Source organism: Neoaquamicrobium microcysteis (assembly GCF_008180155.1).
GTDB lineage: Bacteria > Pseudomonadota > Alphaproteobacteria > Rhizobiales > Rhizobiaceae > Aerobium > Aerobium microcysteis.
In genome coordinates this window covers 551,484-571,715 of record NZ_VSZS01000068.1, presented here as the reverse complement: position 1 = coordinate 571,715, position 20,232 = coordinate 551,484, and the positions used below count along the sequence as shown (strand labels likewise).

Below are 20,232 nucleotides of genomic sequence, written 5' to 3'. Positions count from 1 at the left end.
GAAACGGGCTTTCCTCGATCAGCTTTCAAATGTCGTGCCTGCGCGGGCGGCTGCTGCGCGGTCGCGCGCAAGCGTGGCGATGGCCGTGTCCTGAACCCCGGTGCCGGTCAGGTCGCAGATGGTGATGGCAGACGGCGAGCGGCGTCCCGCCCTCTTTCGGGCAACGATCTGGCCCAGCTCCGGAAACTCCGTCTCTGCCTTCACGTGCCCGGCACTGATGGCGTGATGCAGTTCGCCCAGCAGGCGCGTCTGTTTTAGGCTGTCGGCAACATAGAGGCTGGCTGCGCCTATGGCCTTCGGGTCGATCTCGTTCTTGTGCTCGGCGTCGGAGCCCATCGCCGTGACGTGCTGCCCGGCCGACAGCCAATCAGCCTTTATGATCGGCGTTTCGCTGGGCGTGGTGGTGACGATGATGTCTGCGCCGGCGACGGCTTTCGCACCGTCGTTTTCCGCGCGCACGACAATGCCCAGTTCCTCGCGCAGCTTTGCGGCCAACGCCTCCGCCTTGACCCAGTCGCGTGCCCAGATGCGGGCTTCGCGGATCGGTCGCACCAGCATAAGCGCCTTGAGCTGCAGTCGCGCCTGCATGCCCGCGCCGAAGATCGCGGCGACACTGGAATCGGCCCGCGACAGATGTTTCGCCGCTACCGCACCGGCCGCTGCCGTGCGCACGTCGGTAAGGTAGCCGTTGTCGAGCAGCAACGCCTCCACCAGTCCGGTCCTCGCCGAGAGCAGCACCATCATGCCGTTGACGCTAGGCAGGCCGATCTGGGGATTGTCGAAGAAGCCGGGGCTGATCTTGATCGCGAACCCGTCGACCCCCGGAACATAGGCCGTCTTAACGTCGACCTCGCCGCGATGCTCGGGAATGTCGAGCCGCAGGATCGGCGGCATCGCGACCGGCTTGGTCGCCAGCGCTTCAAAAGCGTTTTCAACGCAGGCCACAGCTTGGAGGTCCAGCGGCACGATACGACGCAACTCCGCCTCGGTCAGGATGGTCATGCGGCTCATGCGGCCCGCTCCCCAGCAAAGGGTCTCTGGCCGCAGACAACGCGCCGGTGCACGCTCATGTCGATGTTGCGGCCGGAAAGGATGAGCACGATCGGCCCGGCAGGCTTCACCTTGCCCGCGAGCAGCGCGCCGATCCCCACCGCGCCGGCGCCTTCGACGATCTCTCGTTCCTGCTCATAGGCATGGACGACACCGGCGGCGATCTCGTCTTCGGAAAGCAGCACCACGTCGTCCAGCAGATCGCGGCACATGGCGAAGGTGAGGCTGTTGTCGAGGCCGATGCCGCCGCCAAGCGAATCCGCCAGTGTCGGCTCCTCGCGCACCTGTACCGGTCTGCCGGCGTCAAGGCTCGCCTTCATCGCAGCGCCCTGGGCCATGGTGACGCCGATGATTTTTGCCCGCGGGTGCATGCCCTTCACCGCAGCGGCCACACCGGCAGCAAGCCCGCCGCCAGAAAGCGGCACTAGAACGGTGTCGAGATCCGGTACCTGCTCACCAATTTCCAGCCCGAGCGTGCCTTGTCCCGCTATGACCCCGGCGTGGTCGAAAGGAGGCACCCTGGTCATGCCCTCGTCAGCCACCAGTCGCTCGACCTCCACTTGCGCGTCGTCCTGACTGTCTCCGACGATGCGGATGGAGGCGCTCAGGCGCTCGATCTCGTCCAGCTTGTTGCGCGGCACCAGCCGCGACATGCAGATAGTGGCGGAAATGCCTTCCAGTCTTGCTGCGTGGGCAAGTGCGCGTCCGTGATTGCCCGTTGACGCCGCCACGACCCCGCGGCGCTTCTCGTCGTCGCTGAGCGTCGCGACGGCATTCGATGCGCCGCGCAGCTTGAAACTGCCGGTCGTCTGACGATGTTCGAGCTTCAGATGCACTGGCGCACCGCAGAGCTGCGACAGCGATGGTGATACCACGCACGGCGTCTGCTCGACCTTGCCTGCGATCCGCTCGCGCGCGGCTTTGATCTCTCGGAGGGTGACGGTCATCGCGAAGCGTCCGGACACATAGACATGGTGCTACTTGCCCGCCCCCAGCGTCATCAGCCGGCCGAATTCCGGCCGTGGCGTCTCGTCGCCGCAAAGTCGCAGGCACATCCACGCCGACGCCTGGTTGCTGGTGACGACAGGCCGGGCGATCTCCGTCTCGATGTCGGCCGCCACCATCGCGGCGCGCAGCGCCGTGCAGGAAATAAACAGGGCGTCGGCGTCCGTTGCGGTAGCCTCTTTCGCAAGGTCGATGATCGATGCGGGCGGAATGCGCGCCATCTCGCGGTCGTCGTCGAAACCGAGACATGTAAAGCTGGAGATATCGAAGCCTTTGCCGGCGAAATAGTCCGCCATCGGGCGGCTCGTTTCGACCGTGTAAGGTGTCAGCACGCTGATCCGTTTCGCGCCCAGCGCACGCAGCCCGCGCACGGCGGCCATCGGCGGCGTCACTACCGTAGCGCCCGGCTTGCCGGCGACAATCGCACGTTCGACCTCTTCGTCGCCGATCACCACCGAGGCCGACGTGCAGGAATAGCAGATCGCATCCAGCCTCTCGTCGGGCAGGATCAGGCCCGCAGCCTGGCTCAGCGACGGCTGCATGCGGCGCAAATTGTCAGGCGTGGTCGGGTTGGCATAGGCGACGCGCGCGACATAGACGCCGATGCGCTCGCTTGCGACCATACGGGCGAAGTCCACCTCGCTCGTATGGTCCGTTGCAAGGATGATAAGGCCGACGCGCTTTTCCAGCGGGCGCGCATCCAGTGTCGGTTTCGTGGCGCGAAGGCTGATGTCTATCATCTCAGCGCTCCACACGGCCGTATCGGCGTTCCAGCCACCGCAGGCCGAAGACGGAGATGATGGAGATGACGAGGAAGAACACACCCACCATCGTCATCGGCTCGATATAGCGGTAGTTGGTGTTGGCGATGCTGCGTGCCTGGTTCATCAGTTCCAGCACGGTGATTGCCGAAAGCAGCGGCGTTTCCTTGAACATGGCGATGAAATAGTTCGCCAGCGCCGGGATCATCGGCGGGATCGCCTGCGGCAGGATCACGTGCAACCATGTCTGCGTAGGGTTGAGATTGCAGGCCTTCGCCGCCTCCCACTGGCCGCGGGGCACGTTGTCAATCCCGCCGCGATAGACCTCAGCCGTATAGGTGCCGTAGTGCAGGCCAAGGCCGATCACCCCGGCCACCAGCGGCGACAGCAATATGCCCGCGCCGGGAAGCACGTAGAACAGGAAATAGAGCTGCACCAGCAGCGGGGTGCCGCGGATGAACTCGGCGAACAAGCCGACCGGCCGCGAGATGAACCAGTTGGGCGAGCGGCGCAACAGTGCGATCACCAGCCCCACCACGGCTGCGACCAGCGAGCCCAGGATGGTGGCGAGGATGGTGATCTTCACGCCCTCGATCATCGTGGGCATGATGCTCCAGACGAATTCCCAATCCCATTCCATCACGAACGCACTCCGTCGAGGCCGCGTGCGAGCCGGCGTTCGAGCCAGCGCATCGCGGTGGAGATCGTCATCGCCATCATGAAATAGAGGATGAGGATCGTGGTGAACGGGACGAGCGTGTTGCCGGTCTGCGCGCGCACAACCTGCGCCTGGAACGTCATGTCGGACAGCGAGATCAGCGATACGATTGCCGTGGCCTTCAGAAGCTCGATGGCGTTGTTGCAGAAGGTCGGCAGCATCACGATCAGCGCTTGCGGCAGGATGACGTGGCGCATGGTCTGGAAACGCGAAAGGTTCAGCGCCACGCACGCCTCGAACTGCTCGCGGCCGATCGACTGTACCGCACCGCGCACCACCTCAGCGCCGTATGCTCCGACATTCAGTCCCAGCGCCAGAACCCCGGCCTGTAACGACGAAAGGTCGAAACCCATGATAGGCAGCACGAAATAGGCCCAGAAAAGCTGGACGAATATCGACGTGCCACGAAAGAACTCGATATAGGCGGTTGCCAGCCAGCGCACCGGCGCAAGGTGCGAAAGACGGCCCAGTCCGGCGATGAAGGCCATCGCCAGCGCCAGCGCGCATCCCATGATGGTGAGCTGGATCGTCACCAGCGCGCCCTGCAGGATGAGGCCGATATATCCGGACCAGTCGATCATCGATTGCTGTTTCCCCGCACGAAGACGGCCCCGCGCCTCATGATGAAGCGCGGGGCCGATCGCCTACTCCTGCGCGCAGAGCTGCTCGCGCGAGGTGGACATCGCTGCCGCAGCCGAGAAGCCGTAGGGCTCGATGATTTGGGCGAACTCGCCCGATTCCTTCAACTTCGCCAGTTCGACGTCGAAGGCGTCGCGCAGGGCCTCGTCACCCTTGCGGAAGGCCGCCCCGTCGCAATAGACCGGCGCGTCGGAGACGGGCGCGATCATCTCGAGGCTGTCGTCATTGGCGAGGCGAACCAGGTCGCTGATCGAAAGCACCGGCAGCGAATAGACGTCGATGCGGCCGTCCTGCACCATGCGCAGGCCGCTCTGTCCGTCAGGCACCACGACAACGCGGTCACGCGGCACGCCGGCTTCCAGCGCAAGCCTCTCCTCTGTGCCGCCGCCCGGCGCTCCGATGGTCGCGTCTGCATGGGCGGCGATGTCGGCGAAGGTATTCAGTCCCTTCGGGTTTCCGGCCTTCACCAGAAATGCCTCGGCATCGCACAGCACCGGCTCGGAATAGGCCACGGCCGCGCAGCGCTCGGGCCGCATGAACAGGCCAGCCGTCACCGCGTCGTGGCGCCGGGCTTGCAGGCCGGGGATCATCGCGCCGTATTCGGAGATGGAGGCGACGACTTCCGGCACGCCCAGACGCTCGAAGATGACGCGGGCGACATCGGGCGCCGCGCCCGAAACCTTGCCATCGGCCGCAACCGCGGTGAAAGGTGGCTCGTTGGCGATGGCGATGCGGGCAAAGCCCTGTTCCTTCAACTGCTCGAGCTTGGGGTTGTCCTGCGCCTGCGCGCCGAGCGCGATGGCGGCTATGGCTGCTGCGCCGGCCAGTCCTGCAACAATCAACTTCCTCATTGTCCTGCTCCCTGTTCCTCTGGAGTTCGTTATGTGCGTGGCGCGGTCAGACCCGGTGTCCGGCCGCGATGATCTTCCGCAGGAAGCTTTGCGTGCGCTCCTGCTTCGGATTGCGGAAAATGTCGTCGGGCGCGCCTTCTTCGACGATGCGGCCGCGGTCGAAGAACAGCACGCGGTCGGCGAAGTCGTGCGCGAAGCCCATTTCATGCGTGACGAGCAGCATGGTCATGTCCGTCTCTTCGGCCAGCCTGCGCATCACGTTGAGCACTTCCTCGACCAGTTCCGGGTCGAGCGCGGATGTCACCTCGTCGAACAGCATGATCCGCGGCGAGAGCGCCAGCGCGCGGGCGATCGCCACGCGCTGCTTCTGGCCGCCGGAGAGTTGAGAAGGCATATTCTTCGCCTTGTCGGCCATGCCCACCATGTCGAGCAGTTCCATGGCCCGCTTTTCGGCCGCCTCACGCGGCATCTTCTGAGTCAGCATGGGCGCGAGCGTCACGTTGTCGAGCACGGATTTGTGCGGAAACAGGTTGAACAGCTGGAAGACCATGCCGATCTTCCGCCGCATGCGCGCCAGATGCCGTTCATCTGCCGGCACCAGCTCGCCGCCGTTCTTCTGCATGTGGTAAAGCTGCTCGCCATCGATCTCGATGTGGCCGCCGTCGATGCGTTCCAGCGTCATCAGGATGCGCAGGATGGTGGTCTTGCCCGAGCCGGAAGGGCCGATCAGCGCCAGCTTTTCACCCGGCATCACCTGCATCGACAGGTCGTCCAGCACCTTCAGCGCGCCGAAGCTCTTGCTGATCGCGTCGATCTTGATGATGGGCGAAGCCATGCATTCCCCATGTCCGTCAGGAGTTGCCCTTACGATGAGGAAGGCCAGAAATCATGTCAATTGGAAAAATAATATCATGACAATATTCCCGAATCCGCACAATTAACGGGCATGTCCGCCTAGATGGCGAGCAGCAGATGCTCGGGATCGGCAAGCAGAAGCTTCGCGACCACGCCAAGCCCGACGTTCAATTCCGCCTCGTCGGTGGAGCCCAGCGAGATGCGCACGGCCGGCGTCCATGGTGCGTCGGATGTGCGGAATGATACGCCGGGCGCGATCGCCACCCCCTGGAGCCTTGCCTGCGAGACGAAACCATCCTCGGCCCGCCCGCCGGGCAGCGGCAACCAGATATGCAGGCTCTCGGGATGCGAGCGGAAATCGACACCGCCCAGCACTTCGGCTGCAATGGCATGGCGGCGGCGGATTGCAGCGCGCTGCCATTCGACCAGTTCGAGCGCCGTGCCGTCCTGCACCCAGCGCGTCGCGATCTCGGCCACCATGGGCGTCGCCATCCAGTTGGACACGAGATGGCGGTTGGCGACCGAGGCGACGAAGCGGTCCGGCGCGGCAAGGTAGCCGATCCGAAGGCCGGGCACGGTGATCTTGGTGAAGCTGGTGACGTACAGCGTACGCTCCGGCGCCAGCGCGGCAACTGGAGGCGGACGATGCTCGATCAATGGACCAAGCACGTCGTTCTCGATGATGGCCAGATCGTGCTTGCGCGCCACCGCCACCAGTGCGGCCCTTCGCGCCTCGCTCATCAGCGTCGCGGTAGGGTTGATGACCGATGGCTGGAGGAAGACGGCGCGGATGTCGGCGTGCACGCACGCCTCGTCCAGCGCCTCGGGAACCAGCCCTTCCGCGTCGATAGGCAGTCCTTGGAGATGGAAGCCGAGATAGGTGGCCAGCGGCACCAGCGTATGGTGGCCGATGGCCTCGGTCGCCACCGTCGATCCGGGCGGCGCGGCGGCCATCAGCGCCACCGTCATGCCGGCGGTGGCGCCATTGGTGACGCTCACATTGAGCGCGGAGACCTGCAGGCTGCACAGCCGCAGCCATTCCACCGCCGCCGCGCGGTGGCGCGGGAACACGACGTTCGGCCGGAAGGACAGCGCCGAACTCGCCGGCAGGTTCTCGGCCAGCCAGCCAAGCGCCTGCTTCATCTTGTCGAGATGCATCGGCTCGCACACGGGCTTGAGGATCGACAGATCGATCACCTCGCCCAGCCTTTCGGGCAGATAGGGCGGGTCCGGTTCCGGCCGCTGCGTCTGCACGAACGTACCCCGCCCGATCTCGCCGGCGATCAGGCCGCGGCGGATCAGTTCCTCATAGGCGCGGCTCACCGTTTGCACCGAAAGCTTCAGGTCATCGGCAAGCCGCCGATGGGTGGGCAGGCGCGCTCCGGTCTGGAGGCGTCCGTCGTGGATCGCGCGGGCGATCTGGTCGGCGAGCGAAAGGTAGGCGGGCCTTCGGATGAGAGACGAATCTGGACGCCACATTGTCATGACTTCATTAGAGAACAGAATCAGTGCAATTGACAATCGAAATCGCGCCGTCATGGTGGCGGAAATGAAAGCGCGCGGACCATGACGGCACTCAAGCTCGACCCGATCGACCTCAGGATACTGGACGCGATCCAGCGCGACGGGCGCATCACCAAACTGGCGCTGGCAGAAAGGGTCGGTCTCTCGCCCACCCCGTGCTGGATGCGGCTGCGCCGGCTTGAAAAGGCGGGCATCATCTCGGGCTACCACGCGCGCGTCGAACCGCGGCTGGTCGCTCCGATCGCGACCGTGCTGATGGAGGTGACGCTCGCAAGCCATCGCCAGGCCGATTTCGACCGCTTCGAGCGTGCCGTGCGCGCCAGCCCCGAAGTGGTGGCCTGCTGGTCTGTCGGTGGGGGTATCGATTACATGCTCAAAGTGGTCGCGCGCGACATCGACGCCTACCAGCGCTTCGTCGACGCACTGCTGGAACGCGAGATCGGTATCGACCGCTACTTCACCTACATCGTCACGCGGACCGTGAAGGACGAGCCGGCGTTGCCCATGGATGCGCTGCTGCCCACCGGAAATGCGGCATAGAGAAACTCTCTCTCGCGGCCTTTGAGGAAAGACAGATTGTCTCTCTTGGGGCGCCGGAACAGCCTCGATCTCTCGAAAGGCTGACCTACGCTTCGCTGATCCTTCAATCGCGAGGCCCCGATGTCCGCCCAGCTTGCCCGCACACTTCGTCACGACGCGCTCGACGGTCTCGCCGACCGAAGGCTTCTTCGCGAACTCGCCTATGTCGGCGGAAACTGGAAGGCCGGCGAGACCGGACAAAGCTTTGAGGTGACCGATCCTGCCACTAGGGCAACCATCGCCTGGGTGGCGTCGCTTGGCGAAAGCGACACGACCCTCGCGGTCGATGCGGCCGCGGCTGCCTTTGCAGGTTGGCGCGGGCTACTGCCCCAGCAACGCTCGGCCATCCTGCGCCGCTGGTTCGACATGATCGTCGCGGCGAAAGACGATCTCGCACTGCTGATGACGCTGGAACAGGGCAAGCCGCTGAAGGAGGCGCTGGGCGAGTTCGACTACGCCGCCTCCTTCGTCGAGTGGTATGCCGAGGAGGCCAAACGCGTGAACGCCGAAAGCGTCACGAGTCACCTGCCGGGCGCGGAGATGATCGTGCGGCGGGAGGCGCTGGGCGTCGTAGGCCTAGTCACACCGTGGAACTTTCCCTCCGCCATGCTGACGCGGAAGGCCGCGGCCGCCCTTGCTGCGGGCTGCACAGTGGTGGCGCACCCATCATCCGAGACGCCGCTTTCCGCGCTGGCGCTTGCCGAGCTTGGTGAGCGCGCTGGCCTGCCTGCCGGTGTCTTCAACATCGTCACGGGCGATGCGAAAGTCATCGTCGGCACCCTGTGTGACGATGCGCGCGTCCGGGCAATGAGCTTCACGGGCTCAACCGAGATCGGCCGGCTCATCGCTGCGCAATGCGCGCCGACGATGAAGCGGCTGGTGATGGAACTGGGCGGCCATGCGCCGCTGATCGTGTTCGACGATGCCGACATCAACCGGGCGGTTGAGATCGCGATCGACGCGAAGTTCGCGACCTCGGGTCAGGATTGCCTCGCCGCCAACCGCATCTACGTGCAACGCGCCCTCTACCAGCGGTTCTGCGCGGCGTTCGCAGCCCGCATCGAAGAACTCAAGGTCGGCCACGGCCTCGAGGATGGGGTGGAGATCGGCCCCCTGATGCATGACCGCGCGGTCAGCAAGGTGGAAGAGCAGGTGGCCGATGCCCTTGCGCGCGGCGCGCGGCTTCTTGCAGGCGGTGGCTGTCACCCCGCCGGCCCGCGCTTCTATCGTCCCACCTTGCTTGCCGACGTTCCTGATGAAGCGCTCATCATGCGCGAGGAAACATTCGGTCCGGTCGCCGCTGTTGCGCCGTTCGATAACGAAGACGAGGTCGTCACCCGCGCGAACGCTACCGAATACGGCCTCGTCGCCTATGTCGTCACCCAGAACGGGGCGCGGCAGTTTCGCATGGGTCGCGCGCTGGACTACGGCATGGTGGCCGTCAACCGCATCAAGATCACCGGCGCGCCGATCCCGTTCGGTGGCGTCAAGCAGTCCGGGCTTGGCCGAGAAGGGGCGCGCCACGGCCTCGAAGCCTTCACCGAACTCAAATATCTCTGCCTCGATGCAGCCTGAAGAAGGAAGAACGACGATGCTCGACCGCTCCAACGAACTGACCGCGTGGGATCGCGACCATTTCTTCCACCCGTCGACGCATATGGGTATGCACGCGCGCGGCGAGAGTCCGACTCGCGTGATCGCGGGCGGCGAAGGCGTGTGGATCACCGACACGTCCGGCCGAAAGAGCCTGGATGCCTTCGCCGGTCTCTACTGCGTCAATGTCGGATATGGCCGCACGGAGATCGCGGATGCCATCGGGGAGCAGGCGCGGGAACTGGCCTACTACCACGCCTATGTCGGCCACGGCACCGAGGCCTCGATCACGCTCGCCAAGATGATTATCGACCGCGCGCCTGAAGGCATGAGCCGGGTCTATTTCGGCCTCTCGGGATCTGATGCCAACGAGACCAACATCAAGCTGATTTGGTACTACAACAACGTTCTAGGCCGGCCGGAAAAGAAGAAGATCATTTCGCGCTGGCGGGGCTATCACGGCTCGGGCGTCATGACCGGCTCGCTGACGGGCCTCGAACTGTTTCACAACGCGTTCGACCTGCCTCGCGCGCCGATCCTGCACACCGAGGCCCCATACTATTTCCGCCGCTCGGACCGCTCGATGAGCGAAGAGCAGTTTTCCCAGCACTGCGCCGACAAGCTCGAGGAAATGATCCTTGCGGAAGGTCCGGACACGGTCGCGGCATTCATCGGCGAGCCAATACTGGGCACTGGCGGCATCGTGCCGCCGCCTGCGGGCTATTGGCAGAAGATCCAGGCCGTATTGAAGAAGTACGACGTTCTTCTGGTCGCCGACGAGGTGGTCACGGGCTTTGGCCGATTGGGCACCATGTTCGGTTCGGATCACTACCGCATGCAGCCCGACCTCATCACAATCGCCAAGGGGCTCACCTCGGCCTACGCGCCACTATCCGGCGTGATCGTCTCCGACAGGGTGTGGCAGGTGCTCGTGCAGGGTTCCGACCAGCTCGGCGCGCTCGGCCATGGATGGACCTATTCGGCCCATCCGATCTGCGCTGCGGCTGGCGTCGCCAATCTCGAGCTCATCGACACGCTGGATCTCGTGACGAACGCCGGCGAGACGGGTGCGTATTTCCGCAAGGCGCTGGCGGATGCCGTCGGCAGCCACGCCAATGTCGGCGATGTGCGTGGCGACGGCTTGATGGCCGCGGTCGAGTTTGTCGAGGACAGGGACGACCGCCAATTCTTCGACCCGTCCCGCAAAATCGGCCCGCAGGTCGCCGCCGCGCTGCTGGAGCGCGGCGTCATCGGCCGCGCCATGCCGCAGGGCGATATTCTGGGTTTCGCGCCTCCGCTCTGCCTGACGCGCGAGGAAGCCGACATCGTGGTGGAGCATACCGCAGATGCCGTGAAGCACGTCTTCGCATCGCTGTAAGCCGGCGTCGGCGGCCCGCATCGATGCGCGGGCCGCTCATTGCGTTGCTACCGGTTTAGTCCCAGCTCAGCGCGCCGCCGTTCTGGTATTCGATGACGCGGGTCTCGAAGAAGTTCTTTTCCTTCTTCAGGTCCATTGCCTCCGACATCCACGGGAACGGGTTTTCGACCTCCGCAAACACCGGCGCGAGACCGAGTTGTGCGCAGCGGCGGTTGGCGATGAAGTGCATGTACTGCTCGCAAAGCGCGGCATTGAGCCCGAGGAAACCGCGCGGCATGGTGTCTCGTCCGTAGGCCGCTTCCAGTTCGGCGGCGTCGGCGATCATGCCGCGCACCTCGTCCTGGAACGCCCTCGTCCACAGATGCGGGTTCTCGATCTTGATCTGGTTGATCACGTCGATGCCGAAGTTCAGATGGATCGATTCATCGCGCAGTATGTACTGGTACTGCTCGGCGATACCGACCATCTTGTTGCGCCGTCCGAGCGACAGGATTTGCGCGAAGCCGGTGTAGAACCACATGCCCTCGAAGATGACGTAGAACGCGACGAGGTCGCGCAGGAACGACTGGTCGGCTTCCGGCGTACCGGTCTTGAAGTCCGGATTGTCGAGGTTCTGGGTATGCTTCAGCGCCCACGCCGCCTTGTCGGTGATCGACGGCACCTCCCGATACATGTTGAACAACTCGCCCTCGTCCAGCGCCAGGCTTTCCACGATGTACTGGAAGGTGTGCGTGTGGATCGCTTCCTCGAACGCCTGACGCAGCAGATACTGCCGGCATTCCGGATTGGTCAGATGGCGGTAGATCGCCAGCACGATGTTGTTCGCCACCAGCGATTCCGACGCGGCGAAGAAGCCGAGATTGCGCTTCAGCATCCGGCGCTCGTCCTCGGTCAGCCCGTCTTTGGATTTCCACAGCGCGATGTCCGCCTGCATCGACACCTCGGTCGGCATCCAGTGATTGTTGCAGCCGGAAAGATATTTTTCCCACGCCCAGCGATATTTGAGCGGCAGCAGCTGGTTCACGTCCGCGCGCGCATTGATCATGCGCTTGTCGTCCACCGACACGCGCGCCGCACCCCGTTCGATCTCGCCGAGGCCGGTGGCGTCGGTTTCAGGGACGTTGGCGAGCGGTGGGATGGATGGAGCGGCCTTTGGTTCTGACCAGTCGAGCATTTTTTTGTTCCTTCAAATCGTGTCCGAGGCGTGTTGGCCGCCTCAAGCGCCGAAAATGGCGAAATGTGTGTTATCGGCACCACACCCACCCCGTCCTCTCAAGGGGAGATTCTGAGGCGTTTCCGCCTCCCTCCCCCTTGTGGGGAGGGGTAGGGGGGTAGGTAGCGGCGAGGGCGTCCGCCCTACTGACAGGCCTCGCACTCGGGATCGTCTACGGCGCAGGCCTTGCCCCACGCCGCATCGGGATTGATCGCGATGGGAGCCGCAGCCACCGTTGAAGACACGGCATTGAGCTTGCCGTCCGTGCCTTTCAGCGTCGATTTCTCGACATGCGTGGCCGAGCGAGAGCGGAGGTAGTAGGTCGTCTTGAGACCCTTCTTCCATGCGAAGCGATAGAGTTCGTCCAGCTTCCTGCCGCTCGGATTGGCGATGTAGAGGTTGAGCGACTGCGCCTGGTCGATCCATTTCTGCCGGCGCGATGCGGCCTCGATCAGCCAGGCTGAGTCGATCTCGAACGCGGTCGCATAGATCGCCTTCAAATCGTCGGGAATACGGTCGATCTGGCCGACGGAGCCGTCGAAATATTTCAGATCCGACACCATTACCTCGTCCCACAAGCCGCGCTGCTTCAGGTCGTGAACCAGCTGAGCGTTCACCACGGTAAAGTCGCCCGACATGTTCGATTTGACGAACAGGTTCTGGTAGCCGGGCTCGATAGACTGCGACACGCCGCAGATATTGGAGATGGTCGCCGTCGGCGCGATCGCCATCGTGTTGGAGTTGCGCATGCCGGTTTTCTTCACCCGTTTGCGCAAGGCGTCCCAGTCGAGGGTCGAGCCTGCATCCATCTCGACACCCGGCCGCGCGTCCTCCAGCAGCTTGATCGAGTCGATCGGCAGAATGCCCTTCGACCACAGCGAGCCCTCGAAGCTGGCATAGCGTCCACGCTCGGCGGCGAGTTCCACCGAGGCAGAGATCGCATGGTAGCTGATCGCCTCCATCGAGCGGTCGGCAAATTCCACCGCTGCATCCGAAGCATAGGCGATGCGCAGCTTCTGCAAGGCATCCTGGAAGCCCATCAGCCCGAGGCCGACCGGCCTGTGCTTGAGGTTCGAATTGCGTGCTTCGGGGATCGTGTAGAAATTGATGTCGATGACGTTGTCCAGCATCCGCATCGCGGTGCCGACGGTCCTCGCCAGCCGGTCGAGATCGAGGCCGTTTTCGCTGATATGGTTCAGAAGATTGACGGAGCCGAGATTGCACACCGCCACTTCGTCCCGCGAGGTGTTGAGCGTGATCTCGGTGCACAGGTTCGACGAATGCACCACGCCGATGTGTCCCTGCGGCGAGCGGATGTTGCACGGGTCCTTGAAGGTGACCCACGGATGCCCGGTCTCGAACAGCATGGTCAGCATCTTGCGCCACAAATCGAGCGCGCGAACCTTGCGGAACACCTTCAGCCCGCCGGAAGCCGCCTTTGCTTCATAAGCCTCGTAAGCCGCCCTGAAAGCCTTGCCGTAGAGGTCGTGCAGCTCAGGCGTCTCGTCGGGCGAAAACAGCGTCCACTCGCCGTCGCTTTCCACACGCTCCATGAACAGGTCCGGCACCCAGTTGGCGGTGTTCATGTCGTGGGTGCGACGGCGGTCGTCGCCGGTGTTTTTGCGCAGGTCGAGGAATTCCTCGATATCGACGTGCCACGTCTCCAGATAGGCGCAGACCGCGCCCTTGCGCTTGCCGCCCTGGTTGACGGCAATGGCCGTGTCGTTGGCGACCTTCAGGAACGGCACCACGCCCTGGCTCTCGCCGTTGGTGCCATTGATGTGGGCGCCGAGACCGCGCACCGGTGTCCAGTCGTTGCCGAGCCCGCCGGAATATTTCGCCAGCAGCGCGTTGTCCTTCACGCCCTTGAAGATGGCGTCGAGGTCGTCGCCGATCGTCGTCAGGAAGCATGAGGAAAGCTGCGGCCGCGTCGTGCCCGAGTTGAACAGCGTCGGTGTCGAAGCCATGAAGTCGAACGACGAAAGCAGGTCGTAGAACTCGATGGCGCGTGCTTCGCGGTCGATCTCGCGGATCGCCAGCCCCATAGCAACGCGCATGAAGAACGCCTGCGGCAGCTCGAAACGCTTGCCTTTCGTGTGCAGGAAATACCGGTCGTAGAGTGTCTGGAGGCCGAGATACTGGAAGTTCAGGTCGCGTTCCGGCTTCAGCGCCGCACCCAGCCGCGCAAGGTCGAACCGCGCCAACTCGGGATCGATCAGTTCGGCATCTATGCCGGTTTTCACGAAATCGGGGAAGTAGCTCGCATAGCGCGCGCTCATATCCGCCTGCGTTGCCTGTTCGGAGCGGCCCGAGACGAACGACAACGCCTCGCGGCGCAGCCGGTCCATCAGCAGGCGCGCGGAAACGTAGGTATAGTTCGGCTCCTGCTCCACCAGCGTGCGCGCCGCCAGGATCGACGCAAGCGAAAGCTCGTCCAGCGTGATGCCGTCATAGAGGTTTCGCTTCGCCTCCGTGACGATCGGAGCGGCCGAAACTGCGTCCAGCCCCTCGCAGGCTTCCTCCACAATGCGCGCCAGACGCAGCTCGTCCAGCGGCAGAAGCGTCCCGTCCTCGGCCTTCACACGCAGCGATGGCAGGGCGGGTTCAGCCGCCGCCGCCTTCTCCGCCGAGCGCTCGCGGGCGCGTTCCTCGCGGTAGAGCACATAGGCACGCGCGACCTTGTGGTGCTCGCCGCGCATCAGCGCGAGTTCCACCTGGTCCTGCACATCCTCTATATGGAAGAGGCGGCCCTCGCCGACCCGGCGGGTGAGGGCGGAGAAAACCTGCTCGGCAAGATCCTCCACCACATCGTGCACACGCCGCGAGCCTGCCGCGGTCGAGCCCTCGACGGCCAGGAACGCCTTGGTCAACGCAACCGTGATCTTGGTCGCATCGAACGGCGTGACCGCGCCGTTGCGGCGTATGACGCGATAGCCCGGCTGTGTAGGCGCGGCTTCCCGCAGGTCGATCGAAAACGGAGCCGTTGCGGCCCCGCTGGCTGGGTGGGTGGAAGTTGCAGGCATCATGTCCCCGTGGCGTTGTGGACGGGGATTGCGAGGGACGCATGCCGACGCGTGACGGCAGGGCCGCCACGCCAGTCAAGCGCACCTTCGGGACACCCCGCCCGAGGTTCGTTCATGTCGCGTCACGGCAGGTCTCCTGGCTCGCAGGTCGCCGCTTTCGTCGGCCTTCCCGATGCTGAAGCATCAGTGGCGTCACTCGACTCAAGCTCACTGCTTACAGTTGCGGGGGCAGCGCCGGTGTCGCACCGGCTTCCCTCTTAGCCTCCTCGCCGAACCCGACTCGGAAGACCATGACGACTACATCTAGTATGCCGATCGATCTGAATGTCAAATGGATGTGGTTGGGAAAAGCGCTCTCCCACAGCCCAAGAAATTGGGTGGGATTTTTCGGGACGCGCGAAGGACGGCTGGGCAGCAATCAAATGGCGGAGAGAGAGGGATTCGAACCCTCGATACGGTTTCCCGTATACACGCGTTCCAGGCGTGCGCCTTCAACCACTCGGCCACCTCTCCGCAGCACGTCCCCGCAGGTGCGGGGCGGTCGATGGCGCTCATCTAGTCGATCCTCGGCGGAATGCCAAGCCGTCAAAGCACTCTTTCGTTGCTTCATCACACGGGGTTGTCCGCAGCGGACGCGTCATGGGCCCACCGGGTGATTGCCAAGCGGCCCCGGGATGCCTATCTGATGGGACAAGAAGCCCGCTGCCGTGCCGGATCGGGCCAATGGTCGAGCCTTGCATGTTCAGAGCCCTGCTGCGCCTGCTTTCCATGGTCCTGCTAGCGGTTGCCGTCATCATGGCGGTGCTGGACGCGACGCGGTCCATCGCGGCCAATTCGATCGTGGCGACGCCTCTGTGGGCGTCCTGGGCGACGACGTCGCCGACGACGCTTCAGAGTTTCGAGCAGTCGGTGAGCGAGCGTCTGCCCGCTTTCGTACAGGACACGGTAATCGACGGGATACTGACGCTGCCCGGCTTCGCGGTGTTCGGCGCGCTGGCCCTGCTGTTTTACCTCGCAGGGCGCAGGCCCTCGCGCCGGGAAAACCGGTTCGCCGTGCAGCGCTGAAACGGCCCGGAAGGGCGGAAGGAGAGACGACATGTTCTTTCTGAGCGACATGCTGAACAAGAAGCTGAAACTGCCCACGCCGCAGGAGGCGCTGCCCGGACGCGACCGGCCGATACCGACTGCCACGAAGCACCACGTATCGAAGCGCCCGCTGCTCGGCCCCTACCCGGACGGGCTGGAGGCGGCTTATTTCGGCATGGGCTGCTTCTGGGGGGCGGAAAGACTTTTCTGGGAGACGCCGGGCGTGTGGGTAACGGCCGTCGGCTATCAGGGCGGGGTCACGCCCAACCCGACCTATCAGGAAACCTGCACCGGCCTGACCGGCCATGCCGAGATGGTGCTCGTCGTCTACGATCCACGGGAAGTGTCCTACGGCGAGTTGCTGCGCATTTTCTGGGAAAGCCACGATCCTACGCAGGGCATGCGGCAGGGCAACGATGTCGGCACGACCTACCGCTCCGCGATTTACACCACCTCCGATGCGCAGCTTGCCGAGGCGCTGGCCTCGAAGGAAGCCTACGAGGCGGCGCTGGGTGCGGCTGGCCGCTCGCGCATCACCACCGAGATCGCGCCGGCGGCCCAGTTCTACTTCGCCGAGGCCGAGCACCAGCAATATCTCGCCAAGAACCCGTTCGGCTATTGCGGGCTGAAGGGAACCGGCGTCGCATGTGCAGTGCCGGCATCCGCATCGGCATAGGCCTGACCGGCGGAGCTGTTCGCCCCGTCCGGCGCCGGGCTGTCCATGTTTTCCAAAGGGTCAAAATTCCGCGTGAATTTTCCCTTCGCCCGTGCAACAGTGAAATCTGAGCGGGGGCTCAAACCCCTGCCGGACGGGGCTCGGCGGCTTCCACGGCGGCTGCAGACCTTCGTTGCCAAACCAAAAAGCAACCGACAGGGTGTGGATCACATGAAGCGTTTTGTTCTCGGCCTTCTGGCCGCCACCGCGATGACCGCTACGGCCTTCGCGCAGGAAGATATCAAGCCGGGTCTCCTTTTCGACCTCGGCGGCAAGTTCGACAAGTCGTTCAACGAGGCCTCCTTCAACGGCGCCGAGCAGTTCAAGAACGAAACCGGCATCGAATATGTCGAGTTCGAGATTTCCAACGACGCCCAGCGTGAGCAGGCGCTGCGCCGCTTTGCAGAGGATGGCCGCAACCCGATCGTCATGGCCGGCTTCTCCTGGGCGTCCGCCCTCGAGGTCGTGGCCGAGGAGTTCCCGGAGACCAACTTCGCCATCATCGACATGGTCGTCGACAAGCCGAACGTTCGCTCGGTCGTCTACAAGGAGCAGGAAGGCTCCTACCTCGTGGGCGTGCTGGCCGCGATGGCGTCCGAAACCGGCACCGTCGGCTTCGTCGGCGGCATGCAGATCCCGCTGATCGGCAAGTTCGAGTGCGGCTACGCATCGGGCGTGATGGAAACCAACCCCGAGGCGACCGTCATCCGCAACTACACCGGCGATACGCCGGCTGCATGGAACGATCCGACACGCGGTGGCGAAATCACACGCTCGCAGATCGACCAGGGTGCAGACGTCGTCTATCACGCAGCCGGCGGCACGGGCGTTGGTGTCCTTCAGGCTGCTGCCGACGCAGGCAAGCTCGGCATCGGCGTCGATTCCAACCAGAACGGCCTGCACCCCGGCTCCGTTCTGACCTCGATGCTCAAGCGCGTGGACGTCGCCGTCTACAACGCCTTCACCGACGCGAAGAATGGCGAGTTCACGCCCGGCTTCAACGTACTCGGCCTGGCCGAGGACGGCGTGGGCTACGCGGTGGACGAAAACAATGAATCGCTCATCACCGAAGAGATGAAGGCTGCGGTCGAAGAGGCCAAGGCGAAGATCATCGCGGGTGAGATCGAGGTCCACGACTTCATGAGCGACAATTCCTGCCCCTACTGATAGGCAGCGACATTGGATCGAACCGCCGGGCATTGCCCGGCGGTTTTTCTTTGGCGCATGGCGTTCGGGTCGACCGGCTGTGCTGCCACGCAAGTTGATTTATGGTCCGCGCCATGACCGCTGATTCTGCCGCCATACCCGACCGCTCCGCGCGCCTCGCCGCGATCGTCCTGATCCTGCTCGCCGGTGTGCTCACCGGCGCGCAACTCGGCAAGATCGCGCCGCTGATACCGTGGTATCAGGCCGAGCTGGGCCTTTCGCTGGTGGCATCCGGCTGGCTGGCCGCGATCCTCGGTATCTTCATTGCGGTCGCCGCACTTCCGGCCGGCTGGGCGATCGATAGGCTGGGCCTTGCGCGCTCTATCCAGATCGGCGCCGTGGCGCTCGCCATCGGTGGCATTGCGCTGTCGGCTTCCGCGTCGCCGGCTGCCATCTTCGCCGCCCGGCTGGTCGAGGCCATTGGCTATCTGGCGCTGTGCGTCGGGCTCCCGGCAGCACTCAACGCGATCTCGCCCGTCAACTGGAAAGGCCCGGTTCTGGCGATCTGGTCCGGCTTCGTGCCGCTCGGCTTCGCCACGTCCGATTTTCTCGCCGCCTCGATGCTGCCCGCAGCGACGCCTCCGGGCTTCCTTCTGACCATCGTGCTGGTGTTCGCCGTCTTCGCGACGGCCGCTCTCATCCTGCTGCGCGGCTTCGACCTCAACGTTTCGGCCGGTGCCGCCGGCGGCATCAGGCAGACGCTGTCGCGTGAGGTGGTGCTGCTGGCGGTCTCGTTTGGCGCCTTCGTCGTCCTGTCGGTATCCATGTTCACCTTCCTGCCGTCCTTCGTGGCGGGCGAGGGCGCGCACTACCTTGTTTCGGCGGGCGCGGTGGCGCTGTCGGTACCGCTCGGCAACGTGGCGGCGAGTGTGCTGGTGCGCGGCAAGGGGCCGGCGCAGATGGCTCGGCTTGCGATCTTCGGTTTTGCGATCAGCGCGCTGACGGCGGTGCCGGCTTTCACGCTGGCAAGTCCGCTTCTGGCGACCCTCAGCGCGCTGCTGCTCGCCATCTCGGGCGCGCTGGTGGCCTCGGCGCAGTTTGCCGCGATCCCCTTTCTGACCCCGCGCGGCGGCTCGGTGTCGGTCGCGTTCGGCCTTGTCGCTCAGGCAGGCGGCATCGGCACGGTTTTCGGCCCGCCACTTGCCGCCGCCGTTGCCGAGAGCTTCGGCTGGGCGGGTTTCGGCTGGTTCCTGGCGGCTACCGCGCTGGTCGGCCTGGCCTGCATGCTGCCGATTGCGGGACGCCGCACCCTCAGCGCGGCGGGGTGATCGCCTCGCCGCTCAGCAGCGTGACGCCGGCGGGCTGCCCGGTCGTTGATCCCGGCGCATATTCCAGCGTGATTTCGTACACCTGACCAGCCACGGCGGCCGGAAGCTCGGGCCCCTGAAAGGTGATTTCGCTCGATCCGTCGAATGTGCCCAGCGGGGCCGGCGCGCCGTTGCGCCATGTCCACAGTTGCAGCACCTTGCCGGCGGGAACGTCCAGTGCGCTCAGCGGCAGGAAGCGCAGCGAGTAGTTGCCGTAGGTTTCTAGCATCGCGCTGCGCGCGCCGTTCTCGTCCTGCAGCAGCGTGACGGCTACGGGTTGCGGTGCCGGTGCGGAAGCCTGCCCGGCGAGATAGCCGACGACCATGGCCGCAACCAGCGCACCTGCCACCACGGTTCCCCGCCATCCGGCAAACTGGTGCGCGCCCGGCCGCTTGATGCGCAACAGGCCCTTCCGGTCGTCGTCGGGCGAAGGCACGCCCATCGCGGCCATGCGTGCCGCGACCTCCTTTCGGCCCATCTGGGGCATGTCGGAGATGCGCGCCGTGATCTCGTCCCACGTGTCGTCGGACATGGGCATCGGCCCCTTGGCGCGGTGCAGCTTGCGCAGCCTTTCGCCAAGCACCATCACGCAGTCGCGAAACTCGGCATCCACCTCCATGTCGCGCTCGGCGCGTGCGCGCTCGTGCTCGTCCATCAGTCCGAAGACGTAGTCTTCCGCGCGCGCCATGCGATCCTTGAAGCTCATCGCTTCCACTCCCCTGCGCCACG

The 20,232-nt window shown here is 64.5% G+C and carries 18 protein-coding genes, 1 tRNA gene and 1 riboswitch; of the genes, 7 read left to right on the top strand and 12 right to left on the bottom strand.

Annotated elements, in window-relative coordinates:
• Positions 1-18 precede the first annotated feature (18 nt).
• The 8 genes from eutC to ehuR form a co-directional block, all read right to left on the bottom strand.
• Positions 19-1,011, bottom strand: a complete 993-nt coding sequence (gene eutC, locus FY036_RS23620; RefSeq protein ID WP_148917129.1) for an ectoine utilization protein EutC — start codon at positions 1,009-1,011, stop codon at positions 19-21.
• On the bottom strand, positions 1,008-1,997 hold the full coding sequence (eutB, locus tag FY036_RS23615; RefSeq protein ID WP_148917128.1) for a hydroxyectoine utilization dehydratase EutB: 990 nt from the start codon (positions 1,995-1,997) through the stop codon (positions 1,008-1,010). Before eutB ends, eutC begins: the two co-directional genes overlap by 4 nt.
• 30 nt (positions 1,998-2,027) lie before the next feature.
• Positions 2,028-2,795 (bottom strand): ectoine utilization protein EutA, encoded by a 768-nt coding sequence (gene eutA / locus FY036_RS23610; RefSeq protein WP_148917127.1) that lies wholly within the window; start codon positions 2,793-2,795, stop codon positions 2,028-2,030.
• A gap of 1 nt (position 2,796) precedes the next feature.
• Positions 2,797-3,456, bottom strand: a complete 660-nt coding sequence (gene ehuD, locus FY036_RS23605) for an ectoine/hydroxyectoine ABC transporter permease subunit EhuD (RefSeq protein ID WP_148917178.1) — start codon at positions 3,454-3,456, stop codon at positions 2,797-2,799.
• On the bottom strand, positions 3,456-4,115 hold the full coding sequence (ehuC, locus tag FY036_RS23600) for an ectoine/hydroxyectoine ABC transporter permease subunit EhuC (protein WP_148917126.1): 660 nt from the start codon (positions 4,113-4,115) through the stop codon (positions 3,456-3,458). The genes ehuD and ehuC overlap by 1 nt, the downstream gene beginning before the upstream one ends.
• A 63-nt stretch (positions 4,116-4,178) precedes the next feature.
• Positions 4,179-5,024 (bottom strand): ectoine/hydroxyectoine ABC transporter substrate-binding protein EhuB, encoded by an 846-nt coding sequence (gene ehuB, locus FY036_RS23595; protein ID WP_148917125.1) that lies wholly within the window; start codon positions 5,022-5,024, stop codon positions 4,179-4,181.
• Positions 5,025-5,070: 46 nt separating this feature from the next.
• A complete protein-coding gene (gene ehuA, locus FY036_RS23590; protein ID WP_148917124.1) occupies positions 5,071-5,859 on the bottom strand; it encodes an ectoine/hydroxyectoine ABC transporter ATP-binding protein EhuA in 789 nt (262 codons plus the stop codon).
• A gap of 119 nt (positions 5,860-5,978) precedes the next feature.
• A complete protein-coding gene (gene ehuR, locus FY036_RS23585) occupies positions 5,979-7,364 on the bottom strand; it encodes a MocR-like ectoine utilization transcription factor EhuR (protein ID WP_148917123.1) in 1,386 nt (461 codons plus the stop codon).
• A gap of 81 nt (positions 7,365-7,445) precedes the next feature.
• On the opposite strand from ehuR, the gene FY036_RS23580 reads away from it, so the two are divergent.
• The 3 genes from FY036_RS23580 (at position 7,446) to FY036_RS23570 (ending at position 10,953) form a co-directional block, all read left to right on the top strand.
• The gene (locus FY036_RS23580) at positions 7,446-7,943 is read left to right on the top strand and encodes an Lrp/AsnC family transcriptional regulator (protein WP_148917122.1); all 498 of its coding nucleotides are present in this window, start codon (positions 7,446-7,448) and stop codon (positions 7,941-7,943) included.
• A gap of 120 nt (positions 7,944-8,063) precedes the next feature.
• Entirely contained in the window at positions 8,064-9,557 is a 1,494-nt protein-coding gene (locus FY036_RS23575; protein ID WP_148917121.1) for an NAD-dependent succinate-semialdehyde dehydrogenase, read from the top strand.
• 16 nt (positions 9,558-9,573) lie between these two features.
• Complete coding sequence (locus tag FY036_RS23570) at positions 9,574-10,953, top strand: aspartate aminotransferase family protein (RefSeq protein WP_148917120.1); 1,380 nt, start codon at positions 9,574-9,576, stop codon at positions 10,951-10,953.
• A gap of 55 nt (positions 10,954-11,008) precedes the next feature.
• Here the strand turns inward: FY036_RS23570 and FY036_RS23565 are convergent, their stop codons facing one another.
• From FY036_RS23565 to FY036_RS23555, 3 genes are all read right to left on the bottom strand, one after another.
• Positions 11,009-12,127, bottom strand: coding sequence for a ribonucleotide-diphosphate reductase subunit beta (locus FY036_RS23565; protein WP_148917119.1), 1,119 nt, complete (start codon positions 12,125-12,127; stop codon positions 11,009-11,011).
• A 182-nt stretch (positions 12,128-12,309) separates the two neighbouring features.
• Entirely contained in the window at positions 12,310-15,189 is a 2,880-nt protein-coding gene (locus FY036_RS23560) for a ribonucleoside-diphosphate reductase subunit alpha (protein WP_148917177.1), read from the bottom strand.
• Positions 15,190-15,298: 109 nt separating this feature from the next.
• Positions 15,299-15,497: riboswitch (cobalamin riboswitch) on the bottom strand.
• A 115-nt stretch (positions 15,498-15,612) separates the two neighbouring features.
• Positions 15,613-15,702, bottom strand: a tRNA-Ser gene (locus tag FY036_RS23555).
• A gap of 225 nt (positions 15,703-15,927) precedes the next feature.
• On the opposite strand from FY036_RS23555, the gene FY036_RS23550 reads away from it, so the two are divergent.
• The 4 genes from FY036_RS23550 to FY036_RS23535 all read left to right on the top strand — a co-directional run bounded on the left by FY036_RS23550 (position 15,928) and on the right by FY036_RS23535 (position 19,464).
• Complete coding sequence (locus FY036_RS23550; RefSeq protein WP_148917118.1) at positions 15,928-16,254, top strand: hypothetical protein; 327 nt, start codon at positions 15,928-15,930, stop codon at positions 16,252-16,254.
• A 31-nt stretch (positions 16,255-16,285) separates the two neighbouring features.
• Positions 16,286-16,951 carry a peptide-methionine (S)-S-oxide reductase MsrA gene (gene msrA / locus FY036_RS23545; RefSeq protein WP_148917117.1) on the top strand — a complete coding sequence of 222 codons (666 nt, stop codon included), beginning with the start codon at positions 16,286-16,288 and terminating at the stop codon, positions 16,949-16,951.
• 210 nt (positions 16,952-17,161) lie between these two features.
• Positions 17,162-18,157, top strand: a complete 996-nt coding sequence (locus FY036_RS23540; protein WP_148917116.1) for a BMP family lipoprotein — start codon at positions 17,162-17,164, stop codon at positions 18,155-18,157.
• A 113-nt stretch (positions 18,158-18,270) separates the two neighbouring features.
• A complete protein-coding gene (locus FY036_RS23535) occupies positions 18,271-19,464 on the top strand; it encodes an MFS transporter (protein WP_161601192.1) in 1,194 nt (397 codons plus the stop codon).
• Here FY036_RS23535 and FY036_RS23530 read toward each other — a convergent pair.
• Positions 19,448-20,209, bottom strand: a complete 762-nt coding sequence (locus FY036_RS23530) for an anti-sigma factor (RefSeq protein WP_161601191.1) — start codon at positions 20,207-20,209, stop codon at positions 19,448-19,450. The genes FY036_RS23535 and FY036_RS23530 overlap by 17 nt on opposite strands.
• Between the last annotated feature and the right edge of the window lie 23 nt (positions 20,210-20,232).

What these genes read in the sequence shown, in the direction of transcription:
- FY036_RS23580 (WP_148917122.1), top strand. Translation starts at nt 7,446, where the DNA reads ATGACGGCACTCAAGCTCGACCCGATCGACCTCAGGATACTGGACGCG.
- FY036_RS23575 (WP_148917121.1), top strand. Translation starts at nt 8,064, where the DNA reads ATGTCCGCCCAGCTTGCCCGCACACTTCGTCACGACGCGCTCGACGGT.
- ehuC (WP_148917126.1), bottom strand. Translation starts at nt 4,115, where the DNA reads ATGATCGACTGGTCCGGATATATCGGCCTCATCCTGCAGGGCGCGCTG.
- eutC (WP_148917129.1), bottom strand. Translation starts at nt 1,011, where the DNA reads ATGAGCCGCATGACCATCCTGACCGAGGCGGAGTTGCGTCGTATCGTG.
- FY036_RS23565 (WP_148917119.1), bottom strand. Translation starts at nt 12,127, where the DNA reads ATGCTCGACTGGTCAGAACCAAAGGCCGCTCCATCCATCCCACCGCTC.
- eutB (WP_148917128.1), bottom strand. Translation starts at nt 1,997, where the DNA reads ATGACCGTCACCCTCCGAGAGATCAAAGCCGCGCGCGAGCGGATCGCA.
- ehuD (WP_148917178.1), bottom strand. Translation starts at nt 3,456, where the DNA reads ATGGAATGGGATTGGGAATTCGTCTGGAGCATCATGCCCACGATGATC.
- ehuA (WP_148917124.1), bottom strand. Translation starts at nt 5,859, where the DNA reads ATGGCTTCGCCCATCATCAAGATCGACGCGATCAGCAAGAGCTTCGGC.
- FY036_RS23550 (WP_148917118.1), top strand. Translation starts at nt 15,928, where the DNA reads ATGTTCAGAGCCCTGCTGCGCCTGCTTTCCATGGTCCTGCTAGCGGTT.
- FY036_RS23570 (WP_148917120.1), top strand. Translation starts at nt 9,574, where the DNA reads ATGCTCGACCGCTCCAACGAACTGACCGCGTGGGATCGCGACCATTTC.
- FY036_RS23540 (WP_148917116.1), top strand. Translation starts at nt 17,162, where the DNA reads ATGAAGCGTTTTGTTCTCGGCCTTCTGGCCGCCACCGCGATGACCGCT.
- msrA (WP_148917117.1), top strand. Translation starts at nt 16,286, where the DNA reads ATGTTCTTTCTGAGCGACATGCTGAACAAGAAGCTGAAACTGCCCACG.
- FY036_RS23530 (WP_161601191.1), bottom strand. Translation starts at nt 20,209, where the DNA reads ATGAGCTTCAAGGATCGCATGGCGCGCGCGGAAGACTACGTCTTCGGA.
- ehuB (WP_148917125.1), bottom strand. Translation starts at nt 5,024, where the DNA reads ATGAGGAAGTTGATTGTTGCAGGACTGGCCGGCGCAGCAGCCATAGCC.
- FY036_RS23535 (WP_161601192.1), top strand. Translation starts at nt 18,271, where the DNA reads ATGACCGCTGATTCTGCCGCCATACCCGACCGCTCCGCGCGCCTCGCC.
- ehuR (WP_148917123.1), bottom strand. Translation starts at nt 7,364, where the DNA reads ATGACAATGTGGCGTCCAGATTCGTCTCTCATCCGAAGGCCCGCCTAC.
- FY036_RS23560 (WP_148917177.1), bottom strand. Translation starts at nt 15,189, where the DNA reads ATGCCTGCAACTTCCACCCACCCAGCCAGCGGGGCCGCAACGGCTCCG.
- eutA (WP_148917127.1), bottom strand. Translation starts at nt 2,795, where the DNA reads ATGATAGACATCAGCCTTCGCGCCACGAAACCGACACTGGATGCGCGC.